Origin of the sequence: Pseudomonas sp. ICMP 460 (assembly GCF_002723595.1) — a bacterium.
GTDB classification, from domain to species: domain Bacteria; phylum Pseudomonadota; class Gammaproteobacteria; order Pseudomonadales; family Pseudomonadaceae; genus Aquipseudomonas; species Aquipseudomonas kitaguniensis.
Genome location: NZ_LKBR01000006.1, coordinates 71867 through 84183, shown reverse-complemented (window position 1 = coordinate 84183; position 12317 = coordinate 71867). Strand labels below are relative to the sequence as shown.

The following is a 12317-nucleotide window of genomic DNA, read 5'->3' as shown; positions in this document are numbered from 1 at the left end:
CATGCTGAAAGCCATCATCGTTGACGATCATCCGTTCATTCGCTCCGCCGTCAAAATGCTGCTCAAGCAGGAAAACTACGAGGTGGTCGCCCAGGCCGCCAACGGCGCTGATGCCGTGCAACTGGCGCGCGAACTCCAGCCGGATTTGATCCTGCTGGATATTTCAATGCCAGGGGTCGATGGTCTCGACGCACTCAACCGCATCACCCAGCTAAAGCTGCCCACCAAGGTCTTGGTGCTGACGTCGCTGTCGCCCGTGTTTTATTCGTTGCGCTGCATGAAAGCCGGTGCATCAGGCTATGTGTCTAAAGCAGATGACCTGGATGAGTTGGTAAAGGCCATCAACGCGATCAAATCGGGTTATACGTTTTTTCCCGACCTGACCGTCAATTCAGTGCGCCGGGATGATGTGCAAGCCTCGGAATCAGTGTTGATTCAAAGCCTGTCCGACCGCGAACTGTCGATTTTCAAACAGCTGGCTTTAGGCCTGAGCAATAAAGAAATCGGCGAATCGATGTTACTCAGCAACAAAACCATCAGCACCTACAAGGCACGGCTGATTGAAAAGCTGAACATTACCTCGCTTATTCATTTATCGGCGTTGGCCAAGCGTAACGACGTCATTTGATGCGCCCTTGCCGGAGGGTCTTGCTGGTACTGGTGTGTGTATGGCTTGCGCCGCTGACGGCATCAGCCGCCGAAGCCCTGAAACTGCTCGGCAGGTCGGACGTGGAGCATTACGGCGTCGCGCTGGCTGACCACGACCAGCGCTGGCTGGCGCACAAAGGCGTGCTGCGCCTGGGTATCTCGGCGCCGGACTACCCACCGTTCGACATCACCAGCAATGGCCGCGACTACGAGGGCATGACGGCCGATTACGCGCAGCTGTTGTCGCAGTTGCTGAAAGTGCCCATACAGGTGCTGCGCTTCGACTCCCGAAGCGCAGTGGTCGAGGCGCTTAAACAGGGTCAAATCGACCTGCTGGGCACCGCTAACTGCTTTGAGGAAATAGACCCTGCGTTGATCATGTCGACGACTTACGCCGATGATCAGCCGACGTTGGTCACAGCCAGCAATGACCTTGTGCAACCCACGCTGAACCTGGCGGGCAAAAAAATTGCGATGCTCTACCACTACCTGCCGCCGGAACAGGTGCGCACCTTTTATCCCGACGCTGAGATTCAGCTGTTCCCCTCGACCCTGAGTGCCATGGGCGCGGTGGCGTTTGGCAACGCCGATGTCTACCTCGGCGATGCCATCAGCGCCAATTACCTGATCAGCCGCAACTACTTGAACAACGTGCAACTGGCGGGTTTCTCCGCCATGCAAGGCAGCCGTTTTGCGTTTGCCATGCGGCGTGCAGACAGCCCGCTGCAACGTTTGGTCAATACGGCCCTGGCAGCGATTCCGCTGAATGAGCGCCTGGCGATTCTTCGCCGCTGGGGCGCCCTGGAGATCAGCATTCCCGGCCAGCACCTGTTGCAGTTCACCGCCGATGAACAGCAGTGGATCGACCAACACCCACGCGTTCACGTCGCCGTGGTGGAGGACTTCCTGCCGATGTCGTTCTTTGACGAGCAGGGTGATTTTCGCGGGATCAGCGCCGACGTGCTGGCCAAGATCAGCCTGCGCACCGGGCTGCAGTTTGAGATTGTGCGTGGCAACACCTTGTCCGGGATTATTCAGCAACTAGGCAACGGCGGGGTTGAAGTGCTTGCCGCGATTACCCCCAGCGCCGACCGCGAACAGACCATGCGCTTCACCCGACCCTATCTAACCGCACCGTATGTGCTGGTCAGTCGAACAGGCAAGGGCAGCCCCACGATCCTCGATGAAATGGCCGGGCAGAAACTGGCGTTGGTTAAAGGTAACGTGCTGCACACATACCTTACGCAGAAGTACCCGAAGGTTCAGATCGTTGACGCCGACAACGCCGCGCAAGCCATGGAGCTATTGGCGACCGGCAAAGTGGACGGCGCGGTCAATTCGCTACTCACCGCGCGTTACATGATTTCCCGGCAGTACCGTGGCGCACTTCAGGTCTCCAGCACAATTGGCGACGTGCCGGCGCGCGTCTCATTGGCCACGCGGCACGACTCGCCGCAGCTGTACGCCATCCTGGAAAAAGCCCTGTTGAGCATTTCGCCAGAAGAAATGGGTGATCTGGCCAACCGTTGGCACGGCGAAATGGTGGTTGATGATAGTTTTTGGCGGCGCAACCGCACGGCGATTATCCAGGGCTTCGCTGCAGCCATCGTACTGTTGCTGTTCGCATCGGCCTGGATTGCCTACTTGCGCACGTTGATACGTCGACGCGAGGCGGCCGAAGCAGCCCTCAAAAACCAGTTGGAGTTCATGCGCGTGCTGATCGATGGCACACCGCACCCAATCTACGTGCGCGATCGCGAAGGGCGGATGCTGGTGTGCAACACCGTGTACCTCCAGGCCTTTGGTTTGAAACGTGAAGACACCCTGGGCAAGCGCGTGACCGAAAGCGTGTTTGCCGACCGCTACGAAGCCGCCGCCTACCATGCTGAATATTTGCAGGTGATGTCCGATGGCAGCCCTCGGCTTGAGGACCGCACGCTGACCTTGCCGGACGGCAGGGTCATGAGCATCTATCACTGGATGCTGCCGTACAGGGACATTGCGGGTTCGGTGATTGGCCTGATCGCGGGCTGGATCGACATCAGTGAGCGCCAGCGGTTACTGGCGCTGGTCGAGGAAGCGCGAGCCGCCGCCGATGAAGCAAAAAACACCGCAGACGACGCCAACCGGGCCAAGACCACGTTTTTGGCCACCATGAGCCATGAAATTCGCACGCCCATGAACGCGATCATCGGCATGCTTGAACTGGCCCTGAAAAAAGCTGACCAGGGCGTGCTGGACCGCTTTGCAATCGAGGTCGCTTCCGGGGCGGCGCAGGGCCTGCAAGAGTTGATTGGCGACATCCTGGACATCGTGCGCATTGAGTCAGGCAAGCTCTCCCTTTCGCCTGAACGGGCCAATCTACGCGTACTGATTGAGTCCCTGATCAGAATCTTCGAGGGCTTGGCCCGCCAGAAGAACCTGCGCCTGATCCTGGATATGGACCCCCAGGCCAACGGCGATGTGTTGATTGATCCCTTGCGGTTTAAACAGGTGGTTTCCAATCTGTTGGGTAACGCGATCAAGTTTACCGCCGAAGGCCAAATTCATCTGAAACTCACGGTAGTGCCGACGTCCGTCGAAGGGCGTTTGTCGATTCGCTTGCGTGTGGAGGACTCTGGCATCGGCATTTCCAGCGAGGATCAGTTGCACCTCTTCAGCCCCTTCAGCCAAGCCAGCAATAACACCCAATCGGCACGTGCAGGCTCCGGCCTGGGCTTGGCCATCAGCCGCACGCTGTGTGAAATGATGGGGGGCTCGTTGCGCCTGAGCAGTGAAGTGGGGAAGGGCACTCAGGTAGAAATGCTCCTCGATTTACCTTTGCTCGACGCGCTTCCCGAAGTAGAAGCACCCGTTGAGCCAGCACCCCTGGAACAGCGCGTGCTGAACATTTTGGTAGTGGACGACTACCCACCCAATCGCCTGTTGCTCTCCAAACAATTGGGCTATCTGGGGCACCACGTTACCGAAGCCGAAGACGGTGCGCATGGCCTGCGCGCCTGGCGAACGCGTAGTTTCGACGTGGTGATCACCGACTGCAGCATGCCGATCATGAACGGCTATGCCTTGACCCGTGCGATCCGCGCCGAAGAGCAGGTGCGTACTGCACCACGCTGCCTGATCGTCGGGTTTACCGCCAATGCCCAGGCGGATGAACGAGCCAACTGCCTCAACGCCGGCATGGATGACTGCCTGTTCAAGCCCACCAGCCTCAAAGCGTTGGCCGACCGTTTGGCGTTGGCGGCTCCAGCCACTGCGGTGGCGGTCGTGTTGCCGCTTGAACCTGCGCAGGGCGCACTGCTTGATTTCAGTCACCTCGGGCAACTGGTTGACGGTGATAAGGCGGCGCTGTTCGAGTTGTTGGACGACCTGGCCCAGAGCACTGAACAGGACCTGGCGAGGTTACCGGCGATGGTTTTCGAGGACGATATAAGAGGGCTCTGTGACCTGGCGCATAAGGTCAAGGGTGGTGCCCGGATCATCCAGGCCCACCGCTTGATTATGGCGTGCGAGCAATTGGAGGAGGCGTGTGAGGCCAACAGCGGCGAGGTAGCGCTTGAGCTGGCGGTCGCGAATTTGAGCGCGCAAATGACATGTCTCGCAACGAGCCTGCAGACCTATCGCCGTTAGGCTGCTCAACAGCCCCCTATGATGGCGGGCCTTGAGCAGTCACAGGATAATAAAGTTCCTCACTATTCATATAAAAAAGAACTAGCTCGTAGGAAATCCCCTACAAAACCTTGGGCCCGTTCATATCGTTCTGCCAAGTCATCAGGAATATTATTTGTTTCAGGTAAACAGGGCGTAAGAGTTGGGTTTCGGATCTTGCAAACTATAGCCTTTCCTATAATTGATATACCTCTAGGGTAGCGATGATGAACTTTTCTAAAAAAGCCTTGTTCGGTGCGATGTTGATTGCAAGCTCGGCCAGCGCATTTGCACTTGATAATGCGCCGTTGACCGTGAGTGGCGTTGTTGTACCCGCTGCCTGTACACCAGCCTTTACCGGCGGGGGGGACGTTGACTACGGCACTATTCCTTCTGCGTCTCTGAATGCCGGGGCCGTTACCGCGCTTGCAGATATGCCTGTTCCCTATACTATTCATTGTGATGCGCCGATTGCAATTGGTACATCTTGGACCGATAGCCGCACCGGCACGGCCCCAGGAACTAGTTACAACTTTGGTTTGGGCAAACAGGGGGCTAATAATATCGGCTGGTATATCATTACACATGATACGACCGCATCCACCGGTGATGGTGCACGGGTTGACGTTATCTATTCGCCAAATGGTGTAACCGGCTGGGCAGTCCCAACCGCTGCCACTGAGAACGCTGCTCACGATGGCTCAGTACTTGCGTTTGCGCCTCCCGGCACGCTTGTTCCTGGTGCTTATACTGACGTAGCCGGTGTTCTTACTGTATCTGCCGCTATCAACCCGACTAACGGTTTGGACTTGACCACAGCTATTACGCTTGATGGCTTGTCGACAATGACTGTTCGCTATTTGTAATCAGCACTAAACCATGCTGCGCTCATCCTGCAATGAGCGTGGCGCGGGCCTGTCAATGTAAGTTGCTATTAGTCTTGTGCATTTTAATACTTGATTACATAAATCATGTAATAGGGATAGAAATGTATTTGTGGGAGCAGTAGGGTTTGAAAAGATCAAATGGCGCAGTAACATTATTTTTATTCATCGCTGTTACAGGCGTTTTTAGTGGCGTCGCCTCGGCATCGGGAATGGTGCCAGAGACCACAGTTGTTCTAATAAATGTCGCTGATGGTGAGGGCACCATCAATGTAACCAATACAGACAAAAGTGTCGCATTGTTGTACACGTCGTTGGAAAACCTGCCGGAAGATCAAGAGAGCCTGCTGGTTGTGACACCGCCAGTGGCAAGAGTTGAGGCGGGTGAAAAACAGTTGTTACGATTTATTATTTCATCCGAGAGTCCGATTACGACTCAGCGACTCAAGCGCGTCAATATTGAAGGTATCCCGGAAAAGAACCCCGAATCTGCCTCTGTCATTGGTATGACCGTGCGCCAAAATTTACCGGTATTGATTACGCCAGGTGACCTGCCACTCAAAGCGGACCCTTGGACATTACTGAAATGGTCAGTGAACGGGCAAACGTTAACGGTAAAAAATGATAGCCGGTACGTCGTCCGACTCAACCAACTCATTAATGTCCTGCCAGCAAAGATATCTTTGCAACTACCGCGTACTTATATTTTGCCCGGTCAGACAGACAGCTTTAAATTGCCTACTGATGCTCGCCTTGCACCCGACTCAACGGTGCAGATCTACCCGGCCACCACTTATGGTTACGCAACAAAACCTTTCGATGCACCACTGAGCCAGTAGTGATTTCGTCCCCACTTTCTTGATGGTGTATTGTATGCCTAGTTTGCTCGTGTTGACGCATTCCGTGCGAACGGGTGCGTGTATGACCCGCGTCGTTTATCCAGTCAGTGCATTTAAGCCGTTATTTGTGGTCATGGCTGCGCTGTTGGGTAGTTGGGCGCAAGATACAAAGGCGTCAACATCTGCTGCTGCACCTACAGTCAGTCATCCACCAAAAAACGAAGTACCCCGCGCCGCTTCGTTTGATCTTGAAATGCTGAAAAGCCGCGGGCTTGATATAAAAGTGGCGGAATTTTTCAGCAAGGCACAGCGTTTTTCTGCGGGTGTTCGACGGGTAGATCTTCAGGTTAATGGCAAAAAACGGGGGAGCGTCGACGCCCTCTTTGATGAACAGGGACAGTTATGTTTTACCCGAGCATTTCTGGATCAAGCCAATTTAATAATCCCAGGCGACAAGTACCTTACTCTCGGGGCAAACGATAAATCGGAGGATGACTGCTATGACTTCCTGGAGGCTTTTGCGCAGACCGCGATAGAATTACACCCAAGTCGAGGAGAAGTTTCGCTGCTGGTCAGTATCGATGCCTTACGGCCTCTGAGTCAGGATCAGGGTATTTACGATTCAGGCGGGATTGCAGGTTTATTCAACTATGAAGTGCTGGGCCAGAACAGTCAGTATTCAAATGGCGAGAGTCGTTACTACTCGACTAACACTGAGGTAGGGTTTAATGCAGGCGATTGGATTGTGCGCAGTCGTCAGTCGTATAACGTGCAAAATAACACGCGTAATTTTCAGTCCCTCTACACTTATGGGCAAAAGACGTTTGTGCCGTTGCAGTCAACGTTACAGGCCGGCCAGATCAATATCCGTAACTCAGTATTCCCCGGTGCCGCCATTACGGGCGCACAGATGGTTCCGGACACAGGCCTGCAAGGTAAGGGTCTAGGCGGCGCTACGGTCGAGGGTATTGCCCAGAGTTCGGCAAGGGTTGAGATTCGCCAGGCGGGCGCCCTGATCCACACCTCTTTGGTACCGGCCGGACCGTTTCGCCTGCCGGATGTGCAGTTGCTCAACGGCTTCACTGACCTGGACGTGCGGGTCATAGAAGCTAGTGGTGAGACACGCAGCTTCACCGTCGCTGCAGCTTCGCTGGTGCAGGGCTCGTTGAGTGCACCTGGCTATTCGGTGGCTGTCGGTAAAGTGCGTACCTTCGACAGGGACGACCAGCAGTCGCCCATGGTGGTGACCGGTTCGGGGGGATGGTTGCTCAGCCCAACCAACAAACTCTCCACCGGCTTGATGGCCAGTGACAACAGCTATCAAGCCGCAGCCTGGACACTGGATTCGAACATCACGTCAAGTACATACGCAAGCGTTCGCAACACGCTGGCCAACGCGGGTGAAGAAGGCGTCAAGGGGACCCAAGTGAGCTTAACCCTCAACTCCACCCTGACTAAAAATCTCAATGCGGGCATTAATATGACTCGTCAGACATCGGGCTTCCGTGACCTGCTCGATACGACGCGGATCCACACGCGGGACTCCTTCAGGAGCCTGAACCGTGACCAGTACGGCGTTAATGTCGGGTGGAGCGATGAGTGGCTTGGTAGCGTGACCGCTGGCTACACAACCGGCAGTTCATTCGATGGACGAAGTACGCAGTTTGCAACAGCGTCTTGGGGTAAAACCTTTAAGCACACCACCGTCAGTTTCAATCTGGAACGCAGGATGGGGCGAACTCATACCGACACCGATAATGATTTCCGTGGTCGTCGCAGCGATGACGATGGAACCGCAATGTACCTGTCGGTCAGCGTCCCCTTGGGCGGCAAGCGCAGTGTGCGCAGCTATGCCAGCAAGCGAGATGGCACGACTCACTTTGGGACCACCTTCGATGACAACAGCAGTGATTTTGCCAAGTACCGTTTGACTGCCGAGCGCGACGTGCAACGCAAGGAGCAAGACTTCGCCGGGAACCTGAACCTGTTGCCGCGTTATGCGCAAGTCAACCTGGGGTACTCACGCAACGGCCCGGACAACACCAGCTATAGCGGACAACTGCGTGGGGGGGTGGCCGTGCATGAAAATGGCGTGACGCTGTCCCCCTATCCCCTGGCGGACACCTTCGGGGTTGCGAAAGTGGGGGACGTAGGCGGTGTGAAACTTACCACACCGAGCGGCCCGGTCTGGACCGATCCGTGGGGCAATGCGGTGATACCGCAGCTCAACGCTTACCAGAACACCCGCGTTGAAATCGACACCAAGAGCCTGCCCCGTAACGTTGATATTCAAAACGGTTTCAAAGCTGTTTCCGCAGGGCGCGGCTCGGTCAACAAGCTGGACTTTGCGGTAGTGAAATCACGTCGCGCGTTGCTGCAAATCAATGACGCCGAGGGCAAGCCAATTGAAAAAGGCGCGGCCGTACTCGATAGCAAGGGCAAGTTTGTGACCACCGTGGTCGATGACGGCAAGGTCTTTATTGCCAATGACCAACTCACCGATGCGCTAAGCATCAGTCAGGGTGAGGACAAGTCTTGTAACGTCCACTTCCAGCTCCCGGAAGAACCTGACTTGAACGTCTATTTCGAAACCGTAAAAGCCACCTGCACGGCTGGCTGATGGAAAACCCGCCTTCGGGCCAGGAACCGCTATGAAGTTTAAAACCTTGCATTTTCAAGCCATTGGCCTGACAGCCTGTGTCCTGTACGCGCTGTTTCTGGCCGAGCAGACCTTTGCCGCTCAGGAATGCCAAATCACCCTCAGTGATTCGAACCTGGACTTTGGTCGGGTGACTCAACCGGGGGCAAATGACCCCGCCAGCGGCAATGCGATGCACCCGTTGGGCAACCGGGTCATCAGCCTCAATGCCAGTTGCCCGCAGCCGGCGAAGCTCTTGATTCAGCTGCAAGGGGCCGGGCAGGGCGAGCAGTTTCGCTTCGCTCAGCGGGGGCAGCTCGGAGTGACGCTCAGCAATGCCTCAGTCGATGGGCGCAGTGTTCAGCTGGCGAAAGTGCAGTCCCTCGGTGCGCCGCCCGGGAATTCCAGTGCCTCGATCGAGGCGATGCCCGGAGACCGCGTGATTGCCGTCAGCGGCGGTTTGCCCGTGGAGGGTTCGCAGCTGTCGATGCAAGTCGAGCTTAAGCCGCAAGTGCCGGTGGCTGAACTGCGCACCCGGGATACAAAAAACCTCGAGGCCAACCTGTCGTTTCAAATCAACAGTTACTAACCCCAGCGTCCCCCGTGACGCTGCTCCACACCACTGGCACCCGCCTCAACGCTACGGCTACGCACACGTCGCCGTCCCTCTCCCCGCAATCCTTCGCCTTGCTAATCAGGGCGATGCGGACTTTTGCACGCTGAAATAAGAAGGACTACTTATGGATCGTCTACCGAATTTCGCGCTCACCTTCACCGCCGTCTTCCTGGTGATTGCTGCCGACAGCACCGTTGCTCATGCCGCTGACTTTGAGTTTGACCGGCAGATCATTGACGTCTCCGGGGATAGCGTGCCGGGCATTGCCATTGGAGACAGCAACGTAAGCTTGCTGATCACCGACAGCGCCGTCACCACCAACGGCAGGAACAGTCACGGAGTGATTGTGTCGGGTGCCAACGTCGGCACGGTCATGACCGGCACCAGCATTACAACCCTGGGTGACATGAGCCACGGACTCAGCTTTGCGGGCACCCATAACACTGGAGATCTCAGTGACAACCGCATCAGTACCGCAGGTGACAATTCGTTTGCGCTGAACCTCGGGCGCGGCACCCAAGTGAATGGCGACCATTTGACCCTCAGCACCGGCGGCCGCTTTTCGTCTGCGATCAATGTGCTGGAAAACAGCGTGCTTACGCTGAACAACAGCACCTTGCAAACCTCTGGGAACACCGCCCATGGCGTTTATATACGCGGCACAAGCGCCTCCGAGCGGGCGGTCGCGACCCTCAACAATGTGCTGGTTCAAACCGCTGGCGACAATGCGATTGGTGTGAACATCAACCGCAATGCGACGGGCACACTCGACACCGTGCACATCACCACGAGCGGCGCGAATGCGTTTGGCATTTGGGTACCCGACGCTGACAGCGAGCTGATCGCCCGTGATGTGAGCATCGATACGTCGGGCGACGGCGCTATCGGGGTGTTCACCCAGCTGGGCGGCAAGGCGAGCCTTGACGGGGGCTACATTCACACGACGGGCAGCAATGCTTATGCGTTGTATGCCGGCAATACGTCCTCCATTGCTGCACAAAACCTGTCGCTGCAGGTGGGCGCCAACAGCGTCGGCGCGTACGCCAGTGATAATTCGCAGATAAGCCTGGATCGGGTGGATATACGCGGCAGCGGGAACGCCATCGGGCTGGTGGCGGCTTCCGGTTCCAGCATTGCTATCAGCAACTCCGTCGTGAACATGACCGGTGAGTTTGCGCGGGGTGTTCAAGCCTCGAATGGCGGCACCGTGCGCCTTGATAATGTTGGCCTGAGCGCCGACCGTGCCAACAGTATTGGCCTGCAATCACTCGCCACTAATGGTGTTAGCAATACCTTTGTGATCAATGGCAGTTCCCTCAGCGCCGCCGACGGTCGCGGCATCAGCGTGCAGGGCGGCAGCGCCAACATCGACCTGAGTGATTCGCAGATCAGTGCCAAAGACCTGCTGGTGGTGGAGCAACGCCAGCTCGCCGACGGTACGTGGGTCGACACCCAGGATGTAAAGATCAACGCACAGCGTTCGCACCTGTCGGGTGACATCCGGGTCGATGCGCTCGACTCTGCGCTGTCCTTGCAGGACCACTCCAGCCTCACGGGCATGGTGCACGGGCTGGATAAACTGAGTCTGGATAAAAGCCTGTGGCAGATGACCGGCGACTCACAGGTCGGCCAGTTGCATATGGCCGGCGGTCAGGTCAATTTCAGCGGTAGCCCCTTCAGCACGCTCACCATTGATGGCGATCTCAGCGGTAACGGCAGCTTCCTGATGAACACGGACCTGGCCAGCCTGCAGGGCAATCTGCTGCGCGTAGGCGGTCAGATTGAAGGCGATCACACGTTGATCGTCGAGGACTCCGGGCATGAACCGGCGGCGGCGGGTGGCGAGCTGCGGTTGGTCGACGGCAATGGCGGGGCCGGGCAGTTTGGTTTGTACGGCGACCATGTCGATGCCGGCGCGTTTCGCTACTCCCTCCAGCAGCAAGGCGACGATTGGTTTTTGGTGAACACTGGGGCTACACCGGGCAAGCCCGACGACCTGTCGAAAGGCAGCAACGCCGCCATCGCTTCCCAGACCGCCGTGGCTACCCTGTGGAATTCGCAGATGGGCGTGCTGGTCAAGCGCCTGGGCGAGTTGCGCATGGGCCAGGATGAGGGCGGTGTCTGGACGCGGGCCATTGGCAGCAAGTTCAATGTCGGCGAAAACGCCAGCCGCGCCTTCACTCAGAACAACACCGGAGTGGAAGTCGGCGCCGACAAGGCGATTGCGTTGGCCAGCGGCAAGGTGTACGTCGGTGGCATGGTAGGCGCAGGGCGCTCGGACCTGAATTTTGGCGAAGGGGCCACAGGCTCAATCGACAGCAAGATGATCGGTGCCTATGCGACCTACTTGAATGACAACGGTATCTATGTCGACAGCGTGCTCAAGTACAGCCATTTCGACACCGACATCAAGACGCCGACCAACCTCGGCTCTTCGGTCAAGTCCTCCTATGGCAGCCATGGGATCGGCATGGACGTTGAGGTCGGCAAGCACATCGCGCTCAAGGACGGCTGGTTTGTCGAGCCACAACTGGAACTCACGGCAACCCGCACTCAGGGCGCGCAATACACCGCCAGCAACGGGCTGCAGGTGGATGCCCAGCGCGTGAACTCGCTGCAGAGCCGGGTGGGCTCGCTGCTGGGGCGCAACCTGACGCTGGACAACGGTTTGAATATCCAGCCTTACGTCAAGGCGTCGTACATCAATGAGCACGCTGGCAAGAGCCACGTGAAGGTCAACGGTAACCGCTTCAAAACCGACCTCGCCAGCGACCGTGGCGAACTCGGGTTTGGCGCCATTGTGCAAGTCAGTGCCAAGAGCAAGATCGCCCTGGACGCCGAATACGCCAAAGGCGATGACATCGAGCAGCCTTGGGGCGTGACGCTCGGTTATCGCTACCTCTGGTAAGAAATCCCAGTGCTTTGGCTCGGCTTTATGCCGGGTCTTTTTTTGCCTGGCCTTTGACCTGTGGGAATTTCCCTACAAGTCCTCAGTCCCGTTCGTCGTTATTCCACAGAGACAGACGCGCACCATCAGCCACTGG

General features: G+C 56.9%; 7 protein-coding genes. All 7 read left to right on the top strand.

Going from position 1 to position 12317, the window contains the following annotated elements; genetic code table 11:
• The first annotated feature begins 1 nt into the window (after nucleotide 1).
• Nucleotides 2-628 carry a response regulator transcription factor gene (locus AO240_RS06610; RefSeq protein ID WP_099235638.1) on the top strand — a complete coding sequence of 209 codons (627 nt, stop codon included), beginning with the start codon at nucleotides 2-4 and terminating at the stop codon, nucleotides 626-628.
• The gene (locus tag AO240_RS06605; protein ID WP_099235637.1) at nucleotides 628-4278 is read left to right on the top strand and encodes a transporter substrate-binding domain-containing protein; all 3651 of its coding nucleotides are present in this window, start codon (nucleotides 628-630) and stop codon (nucleotides 4276-4278) included. The genes AO240_RS06610 and AO240_RS06605 overlap by 1 nt, the downstream gene beginning before the upstream one ends.
• 242 nt (nucleotides 4279-4520) lie before the next feature.
• A complete protein-coding gene (locus AO240_RS06600) occupies nucleotides 4521-5162 on the top strand; it encodes a DUF1120 domain-containing protein (protein ID WP_099235636.1) in 642 nt (213 codons plus the stop codon).
• Between the two features lie 146 nt (nucleotides 5163-5308).
• Entirely contained in the window at nucleotides 5309-6019 is a 711-nt protein-coding gene (locus tag AO240_RS06595; protein ID WP_218244381.1) for a fimbria/pilus chaperone family protein, read from the top strand.
• A gap of 82 nt (nucleotides 6020-6101) precedes the next feature.
• Nucleotides 6102-8639 carry a fimbrial biogenesis usher protein gene (locus AO240_RS06590; RefSeq protein WP_158231387.1) on the top strand — a complete coding sequence of 846 codons (2538 nt, stop codon included), beginning with the start codon at nucleotides 6102-6104 and terminating at the stop codon, nucleotides 8637-8639.
• Nucleotides 8640-8670: 31 nt separating this feature from the next.
• The gene (locus tag AO240_RS06585) at nucleotides 8671-9246 is read left to right on the top strand and encodes a hypothetical protein (protein WP_099235634.1); all 576 of its coding nucleotides are present in this window, start codon (nucleotides 8671-8673) and stop codon (nucleotides 9244-9246) included.
• 151 nt (nucleotides 9247-9397) lie between these two features.
• Nucleotides 9398-12181: an autotransporter outer membrane beta-barrel domain-containing protein gene (locus tag AO240_RS06580; RefSeq protein ID WP_099235633.1), complete on the top strand. Its 2784-nt coding sequence runs from the start codon at nucleotides 9398-9400 to the stop codon at nucleotides 12179-12181.
• Nucleotides 12182-12317 lie beyond the last annotated feature (136 nt).

What these genes read in the sequence shown, in the direction of transcription:
- AO240_RS06610 (WP_099235638.1), top strand. Translation starts at nt 2, where the DNA reads ATGCTGAAAGCCATCATCGTTGACGATCATCCGTTCATTCGCTCCGCC.
- AO240_RS06605 (WP_099235637.1), top strand. Translation starts at nt 628, where the DNA reads ATGCGCCCTTGCCGGAGGGTCTTGCTGGTACTGGTGTGTGTATGGCTT.
- AO240_RS06600 (WP_099235636.1), top strand. Translation starts at nt 4,521, where the DNA reads ATGATGAACTTTTCTAAAAAAGCCTTGTTCGGTGCGATGTTGATTGCA.
- AO240_RS06590 (WP_158231387.1), top strand. Translation starts at nt 6,102, where the DNA reads ATGACCCGCGTCGTTTATCCAGTCAGTGCATTTAAGCCGTTATTTGTG.
- AO240_RS06585 (WP_099235634.1), top strand. Translation starts at nt 8,671, where the DNA reads ATGAAGTTTAAAACCTTGCATTTTCAAGCCATTGGCCTGACAGCCTGT.
- AO240_RS06580 (WP_099235633.1), top strand. Translation starts at nt 9,398, where the DNA reads ATGGATCGTCTACCGAATTTCGCGCTCACCTTCACCGCCGTCTTCCTG.